General features: G+C 43.1%; 23 protein-coding genes, 2 tRNA genes and 1 riboswitch. Of the genes, 8 read left to right on the plus strand and 17 right to left on the minus strand.

Translation table 11 applies throughout. From position 1 onward, the window contains the following. Positions 1–14: 14 nt before the first annotated feature. Positions 15–88 (minus strand) — tRNA-Gly (locus NYE22_RS19045). Positions 89–101: 13 nt separating this feature from the next. After that, a tRNA-Arg gene (locus tag NYE22_RS19050) sits at positions 102–178 on the minus strand. A 326-nt stretch (positions 179–504) separates the two neighbouring features. On the opposite strand from NYE22_RS19050, the gene NYE22_RS19055 reads away from it, so the two are divergent. Then, positions 505–1,359 (plus strand): manganese catalase family protein, encoded by an 855-nt coding sequence (locus tag NYE22_RS19055; RefSeq protein WP_021481617.1) that lies wholly within the window; start codon positions 505–507, stop codon positions 1,357–1,359. A gap of 58 nt (positions 1,360–1,417) precedes the next feature. On the opposite strand, the gene gmuG is transcribed toward NYE22_RS19055, so the two are convergent. The 8 genes from gmuG to NYE22_RS19095 all read right to left on the minus strand — a co-directional run bounded on the left by gmuG (position 1,418) and on the right by NYE22_RS19095 (position 8,664). Beyond that, entirely contained in the window at positions 1,418–2,506 is a 1,089-nt protein-coding gene (gene gmuG, locus NYE22_RS19060) for a mannan endo-1,4-beta-mannosidase (RefSeq protein WP_101501911.1), read from the minus strand. An 18-nt stretch (positions 2,507–2,524) separates the two neighbouring features. Then, positions 2,525–3,472 carry a mannose-6-phosphate isomerase, class I gene (gene manA / locus NYE22_RS19065; protein WP_072173540.1) on the minus strand — a complete coding sequence of 316 codons (948 nt, stop codon included), beginning with the start codon at positions 3,470–3,472 and terminating at the stop codon, positions 2,525–2,527. Continuing rightward, positions 3,469–4,368: a fructokinase GmuE gene (gmuE, locus tag NYE22_RS19070; RefSeq protein WP_072173541.1), complete on the minus strand. Its 900-nt coding sequence runs from the start codon at positions 4,366–4,368 to the stop codon at positions 3,469–3,471. Before gmuE ends, manA begins: the two co-directional genes overlap by 4 nt. A gap of 28 nt (positions 4,369–4,396) precedes the next feature. After that, positions 4,397–5,110, minus strand: coding sequence for a transcriptional regulator GmuR (gene gmuR, locus NYE22_RS19075; protein ID WP_032727116.1), 714 nt, complete (start codon positions 5,108–5,110; stop codon positions 4,397–4,399). 148 nt (positions 5,111–5,258) lie between these two features. Further along, the gene (gene gmuD, locus NYE22_RS19080; protein ID WP_282627533.1) at positions 5,259–6,656 is read right to left on the minus strand and encodes a 6-phospho-beta-glucosidase GmuD; all 1,398 of its coding nucleotides are present in this window, start codon (positions 6,654–6,656) and stop codon (positions 5,259–5,261) included. Positions 6,657–6,697: 41 nt separating this feature from the next. After that, positions 6,698–8,002: a PTS cellobiose transporter subunit IIC gene (gene celB / locus NYE22_RS19085; RefSeq protein ID WP_342412057.1), complete on the minus strand. Its 1,305-nt coding sequence runs from the start codon at positions 8,000–8,002 to the stop codon at positions 6,698–6,700. An 18-nt stretch (positions 8,003–8,020) separates the two neighbouring features. Further along, positions 8,021–8,353, minus strand: a complete 333-nt coding sequence (locus NYE22_RS19090; RefSeq protein WP_021481624.1) for a PTS lactose/cellobiose transporter subunit IIA — start codon at positions 8,351–8,353, stop codon at positions 8,021–8,023. Beyond that, complete coding sequence (locus NYE22_RS19095) at positions 8,353–8,664, minus strand: PTS sugar transporter subunit IIB (RefSeq protein ID WP_014112863.1); 312 nt, start codon at positions 8,662–8,664, stop codon at positions 8,353–8,355. The genes NYE22_RS19090 and NYE22_RS19095 overlap by 1 nt, the downstream gene beginning before the upstream one ends. Positions 8,665–8,840: 176 nt before the next feature. Then, positions 8,841–8,940, plus strand: a riboswitch (purine riboswitch). A gap of 55 nt (positions 8,941–8,995) precedes the next feature. Between NYE22_RS19095 and pbuE the strand changes: the two genes are divergently transcribed. Further along, positions 8,996–10,162, plus strand: coding sequence for a purine transporter PbuE (pbuE, locus tag NYE22_RS19100; protein ID WP_095252690.1), 1,167 nt, complete (start codon positions 8,996–8,998; stop codon positions 10,160–10,162). Between the two features lie 15 nt (positions 10,163–10,177). On the opposite strand, the gene NYE22_RS19105 is transcribed toward pbuE, so the two are convergent. Together NYE22_RS19105 and NYE22_RS19110 are read right to left on the minus strand one after the other, a co-directional pair. Beyond that, positions 10,178–10,804 carry a YdhK family protein gene (locus tag NYE22_RS19105; RefSeq protein WP_342412058.1) on the minus strand — a complete coding sequence of 209 codons (627 nt, stop codon included), beginning with the start codon at positions 10,802–10,804 and terminating at the stop codon, positions 10,178–10,180. A 133-nt stretch (positions 10,805–10,937) separates the two neighbouring features. Next, the gene (locus NYE22_RS19110) at positions 10,938–11,915 is read right to left on the minus strand and encodes an HD domain-containing protein (RefSeq protein WP_342412059.1); all 978 of its coding nucleotides are present in this window, start codon (positions 11,913–11,915) and stop codon (positions 10,938–10,940) included. A gap of 82 nt (positions 11,916–11,997) precedes the next feature. On the opposite strand from NYE22_RS19110, the gene NYE22_RS19115 reads away from it, so the two are divergent. Next, complete coding sequence (locus NYE22_RS19115; protein ID WP_342412060.1) at positions 11,998–12,480, plus strand: GNAT family N-acetyltransferase; 483 nt, start codon at positions 11,998–12,000, stop codon at positions 12,478–12,480. A gap of 17 nt (positions 12,481–12,497) precedes the next feature. Continuing rightward, a complete protein-coding gene (locus NYE22_RS19120; RefSeq protein ID WP_015715330.1) occupies positions 12,498–12,995 on the plus strand; it encodes a YdhH/YoaO family protein in 498 nt (165 codons plus the stop codon). A gap of 75 nt (positions 12,996–13,070) precedes the next feature. On the opposite strand, the gene fra is transcribed toward NYE22_RS19120, so the two are convergent. Continuing rightward, positions 13,071–13,442: an iron chaperone frataxin gene (fra, locus tag NYE22_RS19125; protein ID WP_072173543.1), complete on the minus strand. Its 372-nt coding sequence runs from the start codon at positions 13,440–13,442 to the stop codon at positions 13,071–13,073. 328 nt (positions 13,443–13,770) lie between these two features. Here fra and phoB point away from each other — a divergent pair, with 328 nt between their 5' ends. Then, positions 13,771–15,159: an alkaline phosphatase PhoB gene (gene phoB, locus NYE22_RS19130; protein ID WP_017695992.1), complete on the plus strand. Its 1,389-nt coding sequence runs from the start codon at positions 13,771–13,773 to the stop codon at positions 15,157–15,159. 65 nt (positions 15,160–15,224) lie between these two features. Next, positions 15,225–15,935 carry a membrane lipoprotein lipid attachment site-containing protein gene (locus NYE22_RS19135; protein WP_249852543.1) on the plus strand — a complete coding sequence of 237 codons (711 nt, stop codon included), beginning with the start codon at positions 15,225–15,227 and terminating at the stop codon, positions 15,933–15,935. Positions 15,936–15,973: 38 nt separating this feature from the next. Here the strand turns inward: NYE22_RS19135 and NYE22_RS19140 are convergent, their stop codons facing one another. The 3 genes from NYE22_RS19140 to NYE22_RS19150 form a co-directional block, all read right to left on the minus strand. Continuing rightward, complete coding sequence (locus tag NYE22_RS19140; protein WP_003234124.1) at positions 15,974–17,161, minus strand: glycosyltransferase; 1,188 nt, start codon at positions 17,159–17,161, stop codon at positions 15,974–15,976. Between the two features lie 161 nt (positions 17,162–17,322). Then, entirely contained in the window at positions 17,323–18,585 is a 1,263-nt protein-coding gene (locus NYE22_RS19145) for a glycoside hydrolase family 18 protein (RefSeq protein WP_046160108.1), read from the minus strand. A 126-nt stretch (positions 18,586–18,711) separates the two neighbouring features. Continuing rightward, positions 18,712–19,386 (minus strand): GntR family transcriptional regulator, encoded by a 675-nt coding sequence (locus NYE22_RS19150; RefSeq protein WP_021481633.1) that lies wholly within the window; start codon positions 19,384–19,386, stop codon positions 18,712–18,714. A 248-nt stretch (positions 19,387–19,634) separates the two neighbouring features. On the opposite strand from NYE22_RS19150, the gene NYE22_RS19155 reads away from it, so the two are divergent. After that, a complete protein-coding gene (locus tag NYE22_RS19155) occupies positions 19,635–20,372 on the plus strand; it encodes a sulfite exporter TauE/SafE family protein (protein ID WP_041336928.1) in 738 nt (245 codons plus the stop codon). A 35-nt stretch (positions 20,373–20,407) separates the two neighbouring features. Here the strand turns inward: NYE22_RS19155 and NYE22_RS19160 are convergent, their stop codons facing one another. Next, complete coding sequence (locus NYE22_RS19160; protein ID WP_015382899.1) at positions 20,408–21,616, minus strand: Bcr/CflA family efflux MFS transporter; 1,209 nt, start codon at positions 21,614–21,616, stop codon at positions 20,408–20,410. Positions 21,617–21,926: 310 nt separating this feature from the next. On the opposite strand from NYE22_RS19160, the gene NYE22_RS19165 reads away from it, so the two are divergent. After that, positions 21,927–22,421 (plus strand): MarR family transcriptional regulator, encoded by a 495-nt coding sequence (locus tag NYE22_RS19165; protein ID WP_072557150.1) that lies wholly within the window; start codon positions 21,927–21,929, stop codon positions 22,419–22,421. Positions 22,422–22,432: the final 11 nt, after the last annotated feature.

A 22,432-nucleotide genomic window follows, 5' to 3' on the forward strand; every position in this document is an offset into this window, starting at 1 on the left:
AGATCATTCAATAATGGAGCGGGTGATGAGAATCGAACTCACGACATCAGCTTGGAAGGCTGAGGTTTTACCACTAAACTACACCCGCGTGGTATCTTAAATGGCGCGCCCGAGAGGAGTCGAACCCCTAACCTTTTGATCCGTAGTCAAACGCTCTATCCAATTGAGCTACGGGCGCTTATCAAGCGACTTAACTATCATACTATCATTTGATGGTGAAGTCAAGAAGTTTTTTAAAATGTTTTTTCGAATCTTTTTCAATTCGACTTTTCTTATTATACACATTTTTAAAATCTTGTAAACACCTTAGAAAAACTTTTTTTGTTTTTCGTTTTGTTTCAAGCTGTTCATCAGCGACGTTTAATAATATACCATGCCTGTTTTATTTGGTCAACACTTTTTCTGTATTTTTTTATTCTCTTCTTTCCCCCCTTCTCATGTATATATTTTATCTCATCTTACAAATAATATAAGAAAATCTCTTAAGAAGAAATGAGGCGTGTTATGTATTACTACAAAGAGGAACTGATTAATATCATTAAACCGGATAAACCAGACCCGGCAGCTGCTAAGGTCCTGCAGGAGATATTAGGCGGTCATTACGGAGAAATGCGTACAATGATGCAGTTTTTTTTCCAAAGCTCTAATTTCAGAGGAAAGCAGAAACAGTACCGCGATCTGCTTCGCGGCATTTTTTTAGAGGAGATTGCCCACGTTGAACTGGTTCAAAACACAATCAATGCTTTATTAGATGAATCAGGCGGTGAAGGTGTCGGCAGTCAAGGTGCAGATCAAGCACCACTTAATGAAGCCGTTAAACATGCTAATCCTCATCATTATATTATTGGTGCGCAAAGTTCCCTTCCCGTTGATGCAGGGGGCAATCCGTGGAACGGGTCGTGGGTGTATAACCACGGAAACTTAATTACTGACCTGCTGGATAACCTGCTTCTTGAGTCGACAGGTGTGCTGCAAAAAACAAGAATTTATGAAATGAGCTCTAATCAGACGTTCCGCGAAACACTTGCTTTTCTGATTGTACGCGACAATGCTCACCAGAATGCATTCGCGAAAGCGCTCGAGACATTGGGCGTTGAGTGGGCGAAGCTCCTCCCTGTACCGAATTATGACATTAATAAATATCCTGAGTGCAGAAAGTATGTCGAATTAGGCTACCATAATGCACAGTTTAACTTTAGGTTGGATGAAACGAGAATCGGTGAAATCTATCAAGGGAAATCTCCAAGCCGAAATGGCGGAGAGTTACAAGTAATAGATCCTCCGGCAGGGTTTCCCGTACCAGTGCTTCCTGAAATACCGAATGAACACAGTCCTGGGTTAGGCGATATGAATGCTTAATCCAGTGGGAAGGTGCTCAAGAAACTTCTTGAGCACCTTCTTATTGTACATTACTGATTCATTCAACGATTGGCGTTAAAGAATCGCCGTTCCATATTTCTCCCTTATTGAGTGTCCAGCTGTCATGATATAAAGCCGAAGCACCCTTGTTTACAGCTGGGCTCCATTCATCATTCCATGCCAGAAAGTAAATGGTTTTAGGATATTTTTGTTTTATAGCATTGATGAACAGGCTGTAATCGAAGCTGCCGTTTGCTGGTTGCGGGCCGACTTCTGTAAAAGCAAATGGTTTATTAAGCGTTGTTAGCTGATCGTATCCATTGATCGAGTAGGCATCTTGAAAATACGCATCTAATCCGACAATATCCACGTAAGACGCGCCCGGGTAAAAATCAGTTTTAAAATCTCGGTTGGCGTCGGGAGAGTAAACCCAAATCAAATGATCAAGTCCTCTTGTGTCGGTCATATAATGATAGATTTTCTTGTAGAGCTGTTTATATAGAGAGATTCTTTCATTATCCTTTTGGTTATATGATGTAAGTCCCCACCAAAACCATTCGCCGTTCATTTCATGCAGCGGCCTGAACAGAACAGGCACACCTTGGTTCTCCAGCTCTTGAAGTCCGTCAGCAATTTTGCTGAGCATGGCATTTAGCCGCTTTCCTTCTGCTGTTGAAGAATCTAGTATTTTTTTATACTGATCATTTGTAATCGGTGTTTTAAAATGCCCTGACTGAAAAGCAGGGTTCGCCAGGTGCAAACTGATTTGCGGAATTCCGCCATTTTTCCAATACGAAATTAAATCACCGTTGCAGCTTACATCTATTGAATCTTCAATTTTAGCTGTTTCAAGCCACCCTCTGGCATAATCGCAGCCGTAAATAGCAGGCGATTGCCCGGTGGCGCTTCGGATTCTATCAGCCTCAGCCATAGAAAAAGTGTCATGACTGTAACCTCCGAACGCTCCGGAAAGGACTCTGTTTTCCGTTCGGTTCGGCAGGTGTGCAAGCCAGTTCATCACTGCTTTTGTTGTCTGCTGGGCATTAGGATTCACAGGCGACACAGTATGCGCTTCAATTGGTTTTGCTAAAACAGCAGACGCAAGTAAAAATATAATGAGCAAAGAGATCGTATGTTTCTTAAACAAATGCAACTCCCCCATTCATTAAGGATGAGATATCATGAATTCACATGTTCCTTCTATTGAAAACTCGCCAAAATGCGCAGGCAAGACAAAGTGTGAGCCTGCATTGCATTCATACTGAATACCATTATTTATGATTCGTCCTGATCCGCTCAGAACACTCCCCAGCAAATAGGTTTGATGTGAAGGAAAAGCAGCTCGGCCGCTAATCTTCCATTTGTACACTGAGAAATAATCTGATTGCACATAAACAATGATCTCAGCGTTACCAACTTCTTTTACTTCCGGTGTATGCACTTTATCGATATGCGGTATCGTTATGACTTCCATGGCTTTTTCTATATGAAGAGTTCTTTTTTGGCCCTGGTCATTACAGCGGTCATAATCGTATACGCGATACGTTGTATCAGAGTTTTGCTGGATTTCAAGGACAAGGGTTCCCTCACATAAAGCATGGAGTGTACCGCTTGGCACATAAAAGAAATCTCCGGGCTTGATTTTGATTCGCCTCAGCAGCCCGTTCCAATCACCGCTTTCTATTCGTTGTTTGAACTCTTCCTTTGTGCTTGCGTGATGTCCCAAAATTAGTTCGGCGTCATCTTTGCAATCAATGATATACCAGCACTCCGTTTTACCAAGGTCGCCATTTTCGTGCAGATTTGCATAATCATCATCAGGATGGACTTGCACGGAGAGATCCATATTGGCGTCCAGCAGCTTTACCAGCAGCGGAAACACCTTCCTATCTGGAAAACCGAAAATCTCTGGATGATCTTGCCATACTTGATCTAGTGTCTTTCCTGCCAGCGGGCCGTTCTTTACAGCCGACGGGCCATGGGCATGGGCAGAAACGGCCCAGCACTCACCTGTTTTTTGTGAGGGTATTGCGTAGCCAAAAGCGTCACGAAGCTTCGTCCCTCCCCATAGTCTTTCTTTAAAGACAGGCTCTAAAAATAAAGGATGCGTCATGATCGCACCTCCCCGGATGCTGCCTCTGCTTGTAAGGCCTGATGCGCTAAAACTAGCGTGCCGATGATTCCGGCGTTACTGCCTAAACGTGGAGGTACAATATAATCATTTATATCATCTGATAATTCAGAAAAATCTAAGTAGCTGTTCATGATTTTTGGTACATATTGATAGATATAAGAAAACACTTGTTTCTGTTGCATGACGCCGCCGCCAAGAATGATTTTTTTAGGTGCAAGGATCAAAATATACTGAGCCAGCGCTTGGGCAATATAGTACCCTTCCAGTTCCCAGACTTGGGCTATATCTGATAAATCCGCGGCTTTTTTTCCCCAGCGGGCTTCGATAGCGGGGCCTGAAGCTAAGCCTTCAAAGCAATCTCCATGATAAGGGCACTTCCCTTGGTATACGTCATCCGGGTGCCTCCGGATATAAATATGGCCCATCTCTGGGTGTGACAGCCCCTGAAGGAGCCTCCCCTCTACAATAGCCCCCGCTCCGATGCCAGTGCCAATCGTTATATACAGGCAGCTGTCAAGACCCTTCGCTTCACCGAAAAGGAATTCACCCAGCGCCGCAGCGTTGACATCTGTACTAAATCCGACTGGGATCTTCATTTCGTTCTTAACGGTTTGCAAAAAGGGGTAGTGTCTCCAGCCCGCTTTCGGCGTGGCCATAATGGTACCGTATGTTTGACTGGTTTTATCGTTATCAACGGGGCCAAAGGAACCGATGCCGATTGCCTGTAATGAAAATTGGCGAAAATATTGAATTACTTTCTCTATCGTTTCATCCGGCATCTTTGTGGGGAATTCTATTCGGTCAATGATTGTTCCATCTTCCTTACCGACAGCACAAACAATCTTTGTGCCGCCTGCTTCAATACCGCCAAGCATGCAGATGGCCTCCTTGTTGTCTCCGCAATCAGCGCCGTATGTTTACAGAAGTCACAACAAACTTGTCATGCCGATGACGTGAAAAGGAATATTCAAATGGAATGCCGTTATCTAAGAAGCCCACATGTTCAACTTCAAGAATTGGATCATCCTTTTTACAGCCCAGATGCTGCTGGTCAATATGATCAGATTTGCAGGCTCTGATTTTCCGATGTGAGCCGGCGATTTTGAGCTGCAGCACATTTGTAATATGATTGTAGATCGAATCATGAAGGACATCGTCATTAATGCCCGGTATTAAATGAGTCGGCATATATGTTTTTTCTAATACATAGGGTTCACCTTCTACAATTCGCAGCCGAACGACATAATAAACCGGTGTTTTCTGATCAATAGACAAATGGGCGGCCACTTCCTCAGTGGGAAATTGCACTTCAAACTGAATGACCTTGCTTTGGATTTTTTTATCTTTCAGCAAGTTGGTCAATCCGAGAATCTCATTGCTGACTACATGTACATGGTCATCCTGTATTGCAGATTGAATAATAAACGTGCCATGGCCTCGTTTTCTGAACAGCAGACCCTCGGCAACTAAATTATCCAAGGCTCTCTTCATCGTCATGCGGCTTGAGTTAAATTCTTTTGCAAGAGATACTTCATCAGGAATGGGCTGATCGATCGGATATACGTTATTTTTAATTCTATTTCTCATTTCATTTGCAATAATTTCGTATTTATTCATTGGCATCCTCCGGCAGCTGTTAGAGTCTGATATCACATAAGCTTTTACGGATATCATAAGTTCTTTTCCCTATTTCATCAATGTTGCGGATTTTCGTCATCTCTATTCGTTATGATGATTGCCGGAAGATCTTGACCTTTAGGAAAACCTAGAAACCGCTATGCTCAGCAACCTTTTTGAACCATTTTCCGCTCTTTTTGACGGTTCTTTCTCCGTCTTTCTCAAGATTGACTGATACAAATCCGTATCGGTTTTTATAGGCATTTGTCCAAGACCAGTTGTCCATGAACGTCCATAAGTGATAGCCTTTTACGTTTGATCCTTCCTGTATGGCGCGGTGAATCCATTTGAGGTGCTCTTTTATAAATTCAATCCGGTAATCATCTTGAATGATGCCTTGTTCATCCCTGAATCGCTCTTCACCTTCAACCCCCATACCGTTTTCAGAGATAAAACACTCGATGTTGCCGTAGTTTTCTTTTAAATTAATCAAAATATCATAAACGCCTTTTTCATAGATCTCCCAGCCGCGATGCGGATTCATTTTGCGGCCCGGCATGACGTAGGGATCAAAATACCTGTCCGGCAAAAAAGGAGCGTCGGGATTCGGAAGATGTTCTTTCGCTTTCACACGTCTCGGCTGGTAATAATTCACTCCCAACAGGTCAACCGTGTTCTTTTTGATGATGTCAAGATCTTCAGCGTTGTAATCTGGCATAAAGCCTTCATGCTTCAAAATGTCAACCAGCTCTTTGGGAAATTCGCCTTTGACAGATGGATCTAAAAAAGATCTGTTAAAAAACGCGTCTGCGATTTCCCCGGCTTTCACATCCGCCGGATGGCTGCTTCTCGGGTATGAAGGGGTCAAATTTAAGATGATACCGATTTTTCCGTCCTGCTTCATCTCCCTGTATGCCTGAATGGCACGGGCACTTGATAGCATCGTATGAAATCCAACCTGGACGGCCTCTTTAAAATCGACCTTGTTTGGATAATGAAAATCATATAGGTATCCGCCTTCTACGGGAACGATTGGTTCATTATGCGTGAACCATTTTTTCACCCGGCCGCCAAACAAACGGAAGCACGTTCTCGCATAGTTTTCATACGCGTCAACCGTCTCTCTGTTGACCCAGCCGCCGATTTTTTGAAGCGCCATCGGCATATCGAAATGAAACAAATTGACAAATGGTTCAATTCCGTTAGCGATCAACTCATCAATGACATTGTTATAGAAATTTGCGGCTTTATCGTTGATCTCGCCCGTTCCGTTTGGTATTAAACGTGACCAGGAAATCGACATCCGGAACGAGTTGTGGCCAAGCTCCTTCATCAGCCTGATATCTTCTTTATAGTTGTCGTAAAATTGGGATGTGTCTGCGGGTCCGACATGATTAAAAAAACGATGCGGTTCTTTTTCAAACCAATAATCCCATATATTCTGGCCTTTTCCGTCTCTGTCGGCGGCACCCTCCGTTTGTGTTGCTGAAGCGGATGATCCCCACCAAAAATCCTTTGGAAAACGATATTGTTCTGTTTGTGCCAAGTCTCTCTCCCCTTATGTCACATTTTTATGCTGTTATCATTTTACTGAGCAGCTGTCTCCTGCACAGCCTGTTCTTTTTCTTTTGCCAGATTTAATTTATCCATTGCTTTTAGGAACGGAAACCAGATCACGAAGACAATCAGCAGATTGATAAGCTGCATCACGCCCCCCATGATTGAGTTCGTCGCCATGATACCATTAATGAATAATGGAACCGTCCACGGCACTGTCACACCAGTCGGAGGCGGAACGAGCCCTGCTGACATAGCCAGATAGGTGACGAGCGTAACAACCATCGGTGCCAGCACCCAAGGCACAATAATGATCGGATTCATGACAATCGGAAGCCCGAAGATAATCGGTTCGTTGACGTTAAAAATACCGGGAGCGAGGCCAAGTTTTGATACTTGCTTCATCTGCCTGCTTTTCATGAATATGAGAATGGTAAACACAATCGCAAGCGTCATCCCGGTTCCGCCCATCCCTACTGTATAAATCTCCATAAACGGTTTTGAAATAATATGAGGGATTTCTTTTCCCGCCGTGTAAGCAGAAAGGTTTTCTACCTGCAGTGTATTCCAAATCGGGTCCATCACGGAGTTGATAATGATCTGTCCATGCAGTCCGAAAAACCAAAGAATTTGAATGAAAAACACGGCAATAAGCGTTGGAATGATACCGCTTCCAAGTCCGACAAGCGGAGCCTGAATTGCGTGATAAATGACGTCGTGCATATTTGTTTTAAAAAACAGAGTCACCATTACGTTAATCAGCAAAAATACGGTCAATGTGATAAAAGCCGGAATAAGTGCGGCGAATGATTTTGCTACAGCAGGCGGAACGCCGGCTGGCATTTTGATTGTCAGGTTTTTTTGAACGATTCTTCTGTAGATTTCTCCAGAAAGAAATGCCGTAATCATCCCAAGAAACATCCCTTTTGCACCGAGACGATCGACCGGGATAACCCCTGTAATGGCATCTCCTGTTTCTGGCTGAATGATAAATGGCGTTAAGAGCAAAAAGGAAACCAAAGCGATCGCTCCGCCAAATACAGCTTCGACCTGATAGCTTTTTGACAGGTAATAGCCTATCCCGAACACAACAAAGACAGACATAATGCCCATTGTCGCCGTGGAGGCAATGCCGAAATGAGACTGAAACGACGTAAGCATTGAGGCGTTCATGATTTTGTTTAGAAACGGCAAATTCGTTAACACGACAAAAATGGACCCGAATATCGTCAGCGGGAAAGCCAGCATAAATGCATCACGCAGTACTTGCAAATAGCGGTTATTGTTTAACCTCCCTGCAATTGGAACAAGGAATTGGCTGATTTTCTCGAACACCCTATCCACCCCGATTATTTATAGATTCTTGGTTTTAAAGAGATCAAGCATCTCTTTCACTAATTCTTTCATGGATAATGTTGACATCAGATGATCCTCTGCATGCATAAGCAGCAATGAGAAAGCTTGTGCTTCTCCGCCGGATTCCTTCTGTATCATTTGAAAGTGAATGTCATGGGCCGCGGATAAATCCTGCTCAGCCTTGGCAATGAGGGCATCCGCCTCATCCTTGTTCCCTTCTTTGTAGGCGCGCAGTGATTGTATGATGCAACTGCGGGCATTGCCGCTGTGCAGGATAAGCTGAAAACTGATTTGTTCGTCTGTTAAGTTCGTGATTTTCACCTGTTCCATTATTGATTCTCCATTAAGGACAATGCCTGCTCATACGCTTTTTTCCCATCTGCCATTCCGTAGGCCATCATGTCAATGACTTCAACCCGAATGTTGTATTGATCCGCTTCTTTTTGGAGTTCGCTTTTCAGAAAGCTCATTTGCGGACCGATCAAAACGGCATCCGCTTTTCTCATGTCTTCTTTTGCTTTATCCTGGCCAACAGCCCAAATCTCTGCTTCCTCACCGATAGACTGTGCGTATTCCTTCATTTTTGTCACCAATAAACTGGTAGACATTCCTGAGCTGCACGCGAGTAATATTTTTTTCAACTGCTATCCCCCCTTGAGATTAAAACGCTTACATGGATTATTATAGTCATTTATTTTTAAATGTCTATACTTTTATAAAATAAATATAATCATACACTTGTCCGGTTCATCACTTTGTAAATTTTTCTATGGAAGATTCATTCATAATGTGGTACACTCATCAACGGAAACGAATCAATTAAATAGCTATTATCACTTGTATAACCTCAATAATATGGTTTGAGGGTGTCTACCAGGAACCGTAAAATCCTGATTACAAAATTTGTTTATGACATTTTTTGTAATCAGGATTTTTTTTATTTATCAAAACATTTAAGTAAAGGAGTTTGTTATGAATTTCAAAGTTTTCCTGCTTGCAGCTTCTACGATTGCAGTCGGATTGGTTGAGTTAATTGTGGGGGGGATTCTTCCTCAGATCGCAAATGATTTAGACATTTCCATTGTTTCAGCCGGACAGCTGATCAGTGTGTTTGCGCTGGGATATGCAGTATCTGGGCCGTTGCTTTTGGCATTGACTGCAAGGATTGAGCGGAAGCGCTTATATTTAATTGCTTTATTTGTTTTCTTCCTTAGCAATCTTGTCGCCTATTTCAGCCCTAATTTCGCCACATTGATGGTATCTAGGGTATTGGCAGCAATGAGTACAGGGCTGATTGTTGTGCTTTCTTTAACAATTGCCCCGAAAATTGTAGCGCCTGAATACAGAGCCCGCGCAATCGGAATTATTTTTATGGGTTTCAGCTCTGCTATCGCATTAGGCGTGCCGCTCGGAATCTTAATCAGCGATTCCTTCGGGTGGCGGATTTTGTTCCTTGGCATCGGCCTGTTGGCGCTGATCTCCATGCTGATTATTTCAATTTTCTTTGAAAGAATACCGGCGGAGAAAATGATTCCTTTCCGGGAACAGCTCAAGACGATCGGTAATCTGAAAATCGCGAGTTCACACCTCGTCACGATGTTTACATTAGCTGGCCACTACACGCTTTACGCTTACTTTGCACCGTTTTTAGAAGAGACTCTTCACCTGAGCTCTTTCTGGGTCAGCATTTGTTATTTCCTTTTCGGGATATCTGCCGTATGCGGAGGCCCTTTTGGAGGAGCGCTATCTGACCGGCTTGGTTCCTTTAAGAGCATTTTGCTGGTGACCGGTTCCTTTGCTATCATTATGTTCTTACTGCCGCTGTCTACATCGTCTATGATTTTCTTTTTGCCTGTCATGGTGATTTGGGGTCTTCTGAGCTGGAGCCTCGCCCCGGCTCAGCAAAGCTATTTAATTGAAATTGCACCTGATTCGTCTGACATTCAGCAAAGCTTTAACACATCGGCCCTCCAAGTCGGAATTGCCCTTGGCTCAGCCATTGGCGGTGTTGTTTTGGATCAGACGGGTACTGTGGTGTCAACAGCATGGTGCGGCGGGTCAATTGTGATCATCGCTGTCCTGTTTGCTGTAATTTCTTTAACAAGACCTGTTCAGACAGCAAAAAAATCCTCCTTGTAAAAGGAGGATTTTTTATTATTTAGCTGAAAGCTCATCTTCTGTGACCCATTTGTGGTTTTTCACTTTTTCGCCGCTCGTTGTCGATGTATAGTCAACCATGTATACAGTTGTTTTTTCTGCCGAGTCGATCTCGGCTGTTGCTCCTTTCATGCCTTTCATATGAGAAGCCTCTAAAATCACCTGATCTCCGGGCTGTAACGTTTTATCTCCAGCATCTTTGATTTCTTCTTGGATCACCCATTTGTGATGATCCACACGCTGTCCCCCATTAGTCGGAGTATAAGAAACAACATACGCCGTTGTATCATAGGCGCCTGTTACCGTAGCTTCGGCACCTTTCATGCCTTTCATATGAGAAGTATTGATGATTACTTGGCTGCCTACTTTGTATTTCGGATTTTTAGATTCCTGTAATCCCTCTGGAACGTCAGCTGATCCAGAATGGTCCATCTCTTCATGTGTTGAGGAGTCTGAATGATTGTCATGTGTGCTTTGTTTCGTACTGTTGTTATTGCCGCATGCTGATAAAACTAAAACAAGAGATAACATCAGAATTCCCAGTGCATTTTTAGAGATTTTCATGTTCATTCTCCTTTGCTTCATTTTTTTCCTGTAACTTTTGCCCGCAGATAATGAAAACATGCCCTCTCGATAATACTATACCCCCGAATGGTATGTAAATACGCTGATATTCTCATAAAGCGTTCCCGCAGTTTGTCCTATTCCCCTTTGTTTGCAAAGCCAAACATGAAAAAAGGCCGCTGTCAGGCGGCATTTACTGATTTAAGATTTTTATATACACACCTTTTTTTGCTTTTTGATAAGCGGCCTCACCCATTTTCCTCACCTTTTCAGAAGCATCTGAGGATTTGATCCATTCGCCATCAAGAAAAATGGATGGATCGATTAGGCGCATTTTCTTCTTTTGATGGAAATCGTACTGGATGTCATCTTCTATTACTTGTATGCCGGGATGAATAGATGTAAGCAAGCTCAGGACTTCTTCATTTTTTGATGCACGCAGGATGTTCAGTACCTCTTGGTCTGTTTTCAGGAGATCCTCTGCGGATATGACATCATGCCGCAGCGCTGCCTTCAATGCTCGCGCTAAGTATTCATATCCATATACATTCACGGGATTCAAAAAGAAATCAATCACTTCCTTGTAGTACACACTGACAAACCATTCGGCAACTTCAATACTATCAGGAAACATCCTTCCGTTTCTCACAATAAGATGATCCAAAAAGGTTTGCGCTTCGTGCAGGCTAATGTGTCCATATCGGTACATATCACGCAGCGTATAGTCTGTCCGATCAGCACACAGCTCCGGTGCGGGCTGTTCGAGCAATGTCCACCTTGAATCGTCAGATAAAAGTTCTTCAGTATGATAGCCGTGTTTTTGTAAAATGTCCGGGATTTCAGAGTGAACAATGACTTGTTGAAAGATGTTTTCATGATAGTCTTCTGCTTGATTTTCAAAGACAACGTCGACCACATGAGAAAAAGCTGTGTGTGATACGTCGTGGAGCAGACCCGCAATCTGTTCTTCTATCGTTCCTCCGAGCTTTTTGATGAGGAGCATTACGCCGATGGAGTGCTCATACCTGGTCACATTCCACCTTCGATTGACTAAAAAGCTTGCTCCGCCTTGATAGATCCCTTTTAATCTTTGCACAGGAGCGCTTTTGATAAGCTCTTCCAGTACTCCATCTATATGGTGGTGCCCGTAAATAACATCGCTGATTTCCATGCCGTCACCTCAATATCTATTTTTTTTGTTATATATTGTTTATATTGATAGTACATATGCAATCTTTCAATAGAGGAGTGTTATGATGATCATCATCCCAAACAATGAGATAGCGAAACATATGTTGACCGATTTTATTGCCAAGCAATGGGGTACACCCGAGATGGCGATTTCCAGCGGCATTTTTCGGTGTGATGAATTAGATGGATTTGCCGCAGTAAATGAAAGCGGCGAAATCATTGGCTGTATTACATACTTGATAGATGGGAAAGATTGTGAAATTATTTCATTAGATAGTATGATTGAAAATAAAGGAATCGGCACAGCTTTACTTCAGCAGGTTGAAGAGACGGCTAAACATGCACATTGTCAACGAATAAAGCTTATCACAACGAATGATAATGTACATGCGATGGCGTTTTATCAAAAGAGAGGCTATCAATTCGCTGCAGTGTTTCCGAACGCAGTTGAAAAAGCGCGCCGACTCAAGCCGGAGATTCCCGAGGTGGCTAAAAACGGCATTTTGATTCGGGATGAAATTCTATTTTCGAAGGTAATTGATTAAACGAATAGGAGTCTTTTATGTCCAGTCATTATAAATACCCTCTCATTTTCATGGCATTCCTATTAATCGCTTTCTGCTTGATCTTTTTTTCCTATCACCTGATTCATCATGTTCGTTTGGAGTATCCGAATTGGCAGGGAGAAAGCAAAGACCAGAATTGGGAAGCTATTTTCACAAAAAATGAAGATGCACCGAATGAATACAGCGGCAAACTTTATTGGATCGGTGATACAATTGAAATAGACAACACTTATTTGGAATCACTGATTGTAAAAAAGGATGATGAAGTTCTGCTGAGTTCTGACACGGAAATCCCGATGCATGATTATGCTGGAGGCACTTTTTCTGATGGAAGCGCAAAAGAAAAGTCCGTTTCTTTTTTAGAGCGGTTAGATGAACATGAGCTTGAAGGCCATGATATTACGATTGAAGTGAAATGGAAACAAGGTAATCATTATTCTGCGAGCCAGCTTACGCTCAATGAAAAGACCTTGTTTGAAGAAAAGCAGCAATAGATGATCAAAACGAAAAATAGACAAATGAAAAGGTGTAACATATTTTATACAGCTCATATGTTATGCCTTTTTCCTTCATTTTCGCCAAAAAGTGGAGCAGTCTGCCTTATCCCGAATATTAAACTCAATCATTTTCTCAAGTAGCGTGTAATCAACTGGATCGTTCCAAGGGATACGTATCAGCTGCTCGGTGTAGTCATATCCTGCCTTCACAATATCATCCTCTACGTGCGCTATCGTTACTTTTTCAGGAGCGACAGCTAAATGCTTTTTAGAAACACTAAAGCCAATAATAAATGTACCGTGATCCGTAAACATCGGTTGGTTCCATTTTATTTCTGTATGTAAATTTGGATATTTATTTTTTATCCAAGTTAACACCTCTTCCGTTCTTTCTCGGTGGAACGGGTCATCAATCCCCGCTAAATACTCAGAAAAAACGTCCATGTTGTTCCCTCCTAAAATAAAATGATGCCACTCCATATGAACTGCTCAGACATGTGCTTACACAATACCTCTTCCAACATAATACTTAATTGTTCAAGATGTAAGCGGGTTGCTTCTATGCGACTATAGCAGATTTCAGTCCGCCTATCCACGGCCAGTATCTATTCCTCCAATTTATTTCTTTAGTACTATCACTCTTTCCTTTCTCTTGATAGCAGTTCATTATTCTTGTAAATCCAATCTTTAAAATCGATTAATACTAGCTTAACAGTTTAAAAATATAATTGGGTTGTCATTGAGATTCATCTATATTTAGGAGGTTATCCAGTTGAAAAAATTCCCGAAGAAATTACTGCCTATCGCGGTTTTATCATCAATTGCGTTCAGCAGCTTAGCTAGCGGCAGTGTGCCTGAAGCCAGCGCCCAGGAAAAGAAAAAGGGGAACCACGACGAAATTAAGAATGTTATTGTTCTGATTGGTGATGGTATGGGTGTGTCTTATACGTCTGCTTATCGATACTTAAAGGATAATAAAAAGACAAAAGTTGTGGAGCCTACGGCTTTTGATCAGTATCTTGTCGGCCAGCAAACAACTTACCCCGATGATCCTGAACAAAATGTAACGGATTCTGCAGCGGCGGCAACGGCTATGTCTGCGGGAATTAAAACATACAATAATGCCATAGCGGTGGATAACGACGGATCAGAAGCCAAAACGGTGCTTGAAGCTGCGAAAGAAAAAGGAAAAGCAACAGGACTTGTGGCCACTTCAGAAATTACACACGCCACTCCGGCCTCTTTCGGTTCCCACGACCACAGCCGAAAAAATATGAACTCAATTGCGGATGATTATTTTGATGAGATGGTCAACGGCAAGCACAAAATTGATGTCCTTCTAGGCGGAGGAAAGAGCAATTTTGACCGTAAGGACCGTAATTTGATCAAGGAATTCAAAAAAGCGGGATACAGCTATGTGGATAACCGCAAGGACATGCTGAAAAACAAAGACAGCCAAGTTCTCGGCCTATTCGCTGACGGCGGCCTGCCTAAAAAGATTGACCGGACGAAGGATGTTCCATCACTTAAAGACATGACAAACACAGCCATAAAAAAATTAAACAAGGATAAAGACGGATTCTTCCTCATGGTGGAAGGCAGCCAAATTGACTGGGCGGGCCATGACAATGATATCGTCGGCGCCATGAGCGAGATGGAAGACTTCGAACAAGCTTATAAGGCGGCTATTGATTTCGCTAAAAAAGACAAGCACACATTGGTTGTCGCAACGGCTGACCACTCAACCGGCGGATATTCCATCGGTGCGGACGGCATCTACAATTGGTTCAGTGAACCCATTAAAGCCGCAAAGCGCACACCAGACTTTATGGCAGAAAAAATCGCTGACGGCGCGGATGTTGAAAAAACGTTGAAAACATATATCGATCAAAAAAAATTGGCTTTAACAAAAGCCGAAATTCAATCTGTTGAAGAAGCGGCAAAATCGAAGGAAGTACTGGATATCGATAACGCAATCGAGAACATCTTTAACAAACGCTCTCACACTGGATGGACCACAGGCGGACATACCGGTGAAGATGTGCCCGTCTATGCATACGGTCCGTCTAGTGAGACATTTGCCGGCCAAATCGACAATACAGAAATCGCCAAAAATGTCTTCAAGGCTTTACAATACAACATTAAGATTAACGATAAGTAAAAGAATACAAGGTGTCCCGTTGCTTGTATGAAGTAACGGGATCTCTTTTTAATGGAGGAATCATCATGAGAAGAATTCTTTCAATTTTCGTTTTTGCTATCATGCTTGCGGGCTGCTCATCAAACGCCAGTACTGAAAAACAGCATGCAGGCGGGGAGAAAACAGTAAAAGCTGAGCCGCAAAGCACTTCATCCCAGAAGGACAGCACAGATGATTATCAGCCTAATTCCCAGGTAACTGATGACCGGTCATTGCTTAAGGTCGGCCAAACGTTTTCAGATGATAAAGGAAAAGCTGTCTTAAAAGATATCAAACAAGTGAACAAAACCTATAAGATTGGCGACGTGGAGTTAACAGTAAAAGAAATGAAGCTGATCCACTTGCGCCCGGACTACAGCATGATTGATTACTTTCATGAGTTAACACACGATGAAGAGTTTGATTTCATTAAGGTTTTCGTTGATATCAAGAACACCTCTTCAAAAAAAGTAAATGTTGCGCCGATTGCATTGATGAAAACAAATACGGGCGAAACCTTTGATTGGAACAAAGATATTTATCTTGAAGAGTTAAACGGTGAATTGGAAGGCGGCGCCGAAAAGTCCGGAAATCTCGGCTTTATTGTGAACGCATCAAGCGGCCATGCTCATGATAAGGCCGCGGATGCTGAGATGAAAACAAAAGAGATTAAGTGGATCGAAATCACGACAAGTGACGTCTTTGACCATAACCATAAGAAAATCAGTGATGCTCAAAAAATCAAAATCAAGTTTTAAATCAAGAACTCCCGTACAAGGTACGGGAGTTCTTTTTCTTATTTGTTTTTTTGGCGAATCAACTCATCAATCCGCTCCATCACTTCTTCCATGTCCATACATTCTTTGAAGCTTTGATTGATTTTTTTAATGCCTGCCGTATACTGATCGTTGCGCAAAACCTCATCTACGGCTTGTTTTAATATTTGGGCATTGACTTCATCTTTAGAGATGACATAGCCTGCATGGAGTTCAGAGAGACGCTGCGCCACCATCGGCTGATCCTTGTCATGAGGCATGACAACCAGTGGCACGCTGAAATGAATCCCTTCGTTTACGCTGTTCATTCCGCCGTGTGTAATGAAAACATCCGATTGCTCCAGCACTTCCAGCTGAGGGACATACGGAGCAATGATAAAGTTTTCCGGCGCCTGCTTTAATTTGGTCAGGTCCGCTTTTTCTCCGGCAGCGATGACGACTTTTCCATTAAAGCCTGAAAATGCATCAATACAAAGGTTGAAGAAATCCTCTGTATGATCCAGTACAGTCCCCATTGAAATATAAATGACCTTCTCATCTTTTAGCTGTTCAATCGGGAAATCTGTTTTTTCCGCTCTCTTTGGAAAGCTCGGCCCGATAAATAGACATTCATCCCCGAAACGATCACTTTCTGGCTGAAAATAACGGCTTGTATACACTACGTTCAATTCCCCTTTATTGTTCATGAATTGAACCAGGTTTTTCGGGGCAACACCGTACGTTTCTTTCATTTTTGCCAAAAGGTCTTCGCACTCTTGATCCAATTCAAGCGGCGCTCCAGACTCCGGATGCAGCGGCAGGATTTTCAGATGCTCCTCGCCAAACAGGAAAGACGCCGATGAAGAGACCCCTGGAATATCTAAGTAATCCCTCACCAATTCCCCCGCGCCGAATTTATCATAATAAACAAAATCAAATTGAATGCTCTTAGATAAGTCTTTGACAATCTGTAAAATGTCCAATGACGTTTTGATATGGATTTTCACGAAATCAAGAATGCCATTGGGCGAACCGACATGAATAGGTGTCGTTCGCAGCAGATCCCGGTGAAGATGGACCGTTGCTCCCGCTGCTTCTAATCGTTTTTTATATTTTTCAGTGGATATATAATGGACATCATATCCCTTATCGGAAAACGCTTTTGTAATGCCTAAAGTAGGATTCACATGGCCTTCCGCAGGAAAATTCAAAATCAATACTGTCTTCATGTAGACAACTCCCTCTCAAATCGTATTCTGACTCTTTGTTTGATCAGACTACTACTAATCGTAAAATGGGAACACAACCCATGCAAGGTACAAATGAATGAACTATTCTGCTGCTCTGGACTTAATCAAAAAAAAAGACACCCCAGCTGTGGTGTCTTTTTTTACACTTTTCTGATCGTAAAAAATTTCCGCAGAAGCCATGGGCCCGGCGTAAAGCCCAGCGTTAACTGCCAAGCGCCAATAGCCTGCAATCTGTATTCACGGACGATCTGCATCTTCCGGCTCATGCTTCTAACATCCTCAAACCATACCTCATGCGTCCGTCCCTGCTGATCACTGTACCGGAAAAACGGTGATTGATATTCGGCTGAATATTGTATCGGAGCTTGGTACCTCATCGCTCTTTCGATTGCGTTTTGATTTGAAATCGCTGAAGCAACTGTGCCCGGCTGGTACGGTATGATCCAGTCGTACCCGTAGAGCGGGACTCCGATAATGATTTTTCTGCTCGGCACCTGCGCAATCGTAAACTCAATGGTTCTCCTTATTTCAGTAATCGGCGCTACAGGACCCGGCTCACTTCCGGCATGATGCCAATCATAAGCCATGATAAACATATAATTGACAACCGCTCCTATCCCCCCGTAATCGTAGCCCCTCAGCCATGGAATATTATCACTTGTTTTTGCAGGAACAGCTATCGTCAACACATACCCTCCCGCCTGAAGTCGATCTCTCAGCTGGCGTAAAAATCCAGTGAAAAGATCGCGATCCGCGGCGCTCACCTGCTCAAAATCGATTGTGACACCGCCATATCCCCTTGTGGAAACTAAGTCATAAATGTTGTTGACCAGATTGGTTCTCGCTGTCGGATTGTTTAGCACTTGGTGAACAATCTCCGTACTGAAGCCTCCTGATGTAAGGTTCGTTATTGTTGCCAGCGGCGTGACTCGTCTTTGCCAAGTTGTCTCAATAGCGGCCGCATCATTCAATTGGTTTGCAATGTCGCCGTTCGGTGCAATATGGTATTCGAAAATTGAAATCGAAGACGAGTATGGCGCATAATCATTGATTAATTCTCGATCGAGGTCTGGGTTTCGGAGCACATAAAAACTTAACGTTCCCGCAATGTAATTTGAGATCGAAGGAATCGTTATTTTTGCTCCCACTTGTAAAGCATTTGGGCTGATACCCGGATTGGCGGCTCGCAGTCGCTCTAATGGCACAAACGCTTTGGCTGCAATGGCGGTAAGCGTATCTCCAGGCTGGACTGTATATACATAAAGAGGGATAAGCAGAGCCTGCCCCGGCACGATATTCGTTTCATCTAAACCATTCACACCCCGTATTTGATCAACAGAAGCACCGTATCTTCTGCCTATCGAAAACAAAGAATCACCAGGCCCGACGATATGGATAAACATGTTTAACCCCCATTATTCGTTAGTCAAACCATCATAAAATCTTATTAACGGGGCCTCTCAGATATGTGGTGAATACATAAAAAAATACCAAGGGTTCTGCTCCCCCTTGGTACCGGATCATAGAAATCAATTCTCTTTACCTTCTTCAAGCACATGCTTCAAATGCTCACAGTCATGATTGAAATGAGCCAGTACATGTTGTTTGGCTGCTTCTTTGTTTTTCTTTTTCACTTCTTCAAATATCCTGCGGTGCTCACTCAGTATCGTTTCTGCACGGTGGTCGCCGGTATAATTAAGGATTCTGCAAAAATGAATCAGGTCATTTACATGCTCAAGCAAATTTTTCAAATGTCTGTTATGGCTGAAATCAACCAGCAGCTCATGAAATTTTTGATTTAAACGAATGATTTCCGTATCTTCCGTGCCGTTGTGAATGGCTTTCTCTGTTTCTTCAAGCTGTTTTTCGAGTATGGTCAGCTCTTCTTCGTCCGCTTCGTCTATGACTAATTCGACTGCCAGCTGCTCCAGCGGAATTCTGATTTTATAAATCTCATCTACATCTTTTGCCGTTAACGACGTGATCGAAAACCCATTTCGGTCATCCGCTTTTAACAAACCATCTTTCTCAAGCAATCGCATGGCTTCCCTTATCGGAGAGCGGCTGACGCCAAAGCTTTTCGCCAGCTGTGTTTCGTTTATCCGTTCCCCAGGCTTAAAAGTCCCGTTGAAGATCATTTTTTTTAGCTGGTTATAAAATTGCAGGTAGTAGGGAGTCGGCTTATCTAATTTAAAATCGTCCATATATAATACCTCTTTTGAATATATTCAAGGGCTTTTCTTCATCAAAATCATATAACAGATGGTAATGGGAAGCAACAAACTGCCTTGTCAGATCCCAGAATTTGAGGTACGATATGTTTGCTGAACGACAGTCGACGGACTACTGGCAACTGAAAAAACGGCGTGTTTTTCTTCGTCAATAGGACACCATACCTCCGCCAGAATAGCGCACGATTACATTTTTACATCTTTTCAATGGAGGAAAAAATATGCTCATTATTCTTGTTATGTTTCTTCTAGGAATTATTTTAGGCTTTATTGGCGCCGGTGGAGCCGGCTTTGTCATTGCCCTTTTAACGCTTCTTTTCCATATCCCGATTCATACGGCTTTAGGCACTTCGCTTGCCGGCATGGCTTTTACAAGCTTATCAGGGGCATATAGCCACTATCGCGAGGGCAACATTCAAATGAAAATTGGCTTAATAGTCGGAGGCTTTGCTGCAGTTGGCTCATTTTTCGGCGCCAAGCTGACATCTTTTATTCCGGCTGATTTGCTTCATTATTTGACGGCTGGAATGTTATTTTTATCAGCAATTCTCATTTTAATCAGATTATTTATTTTAAAAGAGAAGGCTCAAGTGAATCAAAGCACTCTTTCAACGTATACGAGAGCGGTCATCTTAGGAATTGCAGCCGGCGTTCTTTCCGGCACATTCGGCATTGGGTCGGCACCTTTTATTCAAATCGGTTTAATGATTATGCTGAATCTGTCCATTCGCCATTCTGTCGGAACGACGATGCTTGTGATCATCCCTCTGGCTGTAGGTGGAGGCATCGGATATATCACAGAAGGTTTTGTTGATTATGTATTGCTGATCAAAGTTCTGGTCGGGACAATGTGCGGTGCCTATGTAGGCGCGAAATTCACCAACCTCATGCCAAAGGTGGTTTTGAAATCAGCCATCTTTTTGACTCCGGCGATTGCAGGCCTGCTGTTGTTATTCTAAATAAAACAAAAAACCTGACGTCATGTCAGGTTTTTTTATGAATTCTGCCCTACTCGTTCTTTGGTTAATCCAAAAAACGCCAGTGAGCCGATGACAGCTGTCACAAACATGATCGCCCCCATCGGAACAGCTGTTGTCTCATTAATGCCTACAAGCGGTGACACGATTGAACCGAGGAGCAGCGGAAGCATTCCAAGCAGCGCACTTGCACTTCCGGCGCGGTGCCCCTGCTTTTCCATGGCCAGGGTAAACGTGCTGGTCAGAACCATGCCGATCGTAATCATGTAAATGAAAATGGATATGACTAATGTAGCAAGAGGACCGTGAATCATGGTCATGGTTAATAGCACAGCCGTCGCAATCACAGCCGTAATGACCGCTATACGAAGCAGGCTTTTTTCATGAATGATTCCGCCAAAGCGCCCGATGATAAAGCTGCCCGATATAATCGCCAGCCCGTTAATGCCAAAAAGAATACTAAATACCTGCGGAGACACCCCGTAGATATCCTGGTATACAAAAGGCGTACCAGACACATATGCAAAGCTTCCCCCGTGAATAAATCCGACAGTTAACGCGTACCCCATAAAGGACCGATCCTTCAGCAGGCTGCCCATCGTTTTGACGGATGTTCCGATTGAGCTTGGAATCCGTTTTTCCGGCGGAAGCGTTTCTTTTAACCTCAATGCAATCAGAAGAACTAGTAAAAATCCGATGATCATGAGAACGTGAAAAATTGTATGCCACGTTGCGAACGGCAAAAGCAAAATGGCACCGCCTGTCATAGGCGCAACCATTGGCGCCACCGCGGTAATAACCATTAGCAGCGAGAAAAATTTAGAAAGCTCTCTTCCGGTAAACACATCGCGGACGATTGCGCGAGACAGCACAAGCCCTGCAGAAGCAGTGAAGCCCTGTAAAAAACGCGCAGCCACTAAAGTTGTTATATTGGGCGACAGTGCACAAAACAGAGAAGATAACGCAAATAAAAAAATACAGATTAATAGCGGTTTTCGTCTTCCCTGCGCATCGCTGACCGGCCCGACAATCAGCTGGCCGATCGTAAGTCCGACCAGACAGGCTGTTAAACTTAACTGAACAAGTGAAGCACTTGCTGATAAATCTTCCGCGATTTCAGGAAAACTTGGCAAATACATATCTATATTAAGCGGGCCCAATATAGCAAGCATGCCGAGCAGAAACGCTAGTGCCAAGCGTTCTTTTCCAGTTGGATTGTGCAGCATGTTATCAAACCTTCCCTTCAACCTAGTCCCTTATATAATGGATGTCAACTCCAACTATGGATTGAAGCTGTGAAACATTTGTATATTGTATCATAACTTTCAGCCTGTGAAAGCCGCTTGAGCATGGGCTCGGCAAAGTGATATTCCGAACACCTATAAATGGGAATGATGCAGGGAATCATCGTGACCAGCATCATCTGAAGAAGCGGCCAGCTTTTTATCTAAGTTCTAGCCTAGCGAATTTTATGCGCTGGGAGGTTTTTCTAGAGTGCAAATGGCTTGCAAGATGAAATCAATCGTTGTATATTAATTGACGTGTCAATCATTGATATATCAATTAATAGTTTTGACAGGAAAGAAGGGATGGGTTTTGGCGTCATTTTGTTCAGAGGAAGCCGAGATTTTATATCAGCTGCAAGGCGTGAACAAGGTGATTGGCGTGAAGTTCGAGGCATGCACGGGCATCAGCCAATCTCGTTTGGAATTGCTGACATTGCTTTATCATGCAGATGAGATCAGTCAAAGCGACCTTCAAAAGAAAGTAAATATCGATAGCGCAGCCGTTACCAGACACCTGAAACAGCTGGAAGCCAAAGGCATGGTATCAAGGCGGCGCAAGCCTGAGGACAACCGCATCACCCTTGTTCGGTTAACAGACCAAGGAAGAGAGCGAATTGAGTCTTCTAAGAAGGAAAAGGAGCGTTTCATGAAGGAAATGCTCGCAAATGTAAGCGCAGAAGAACGCCGCCTGCTCATTGATGTGCTGGCGCGCATGCGAAACAATATAGATAATATCGAAGCTTAAGAGGAGTGTAT

Origin of the sequence: Bacillus sp. FSL K6-1560 (assembly GCF_038592935.1) — a bacterium.
Taxonomy (GTDB): Bacteria; Bacillota; Bacilli; order Bacillales; family Bacillaceae; genus Bacillus; species Bacillus subtilis.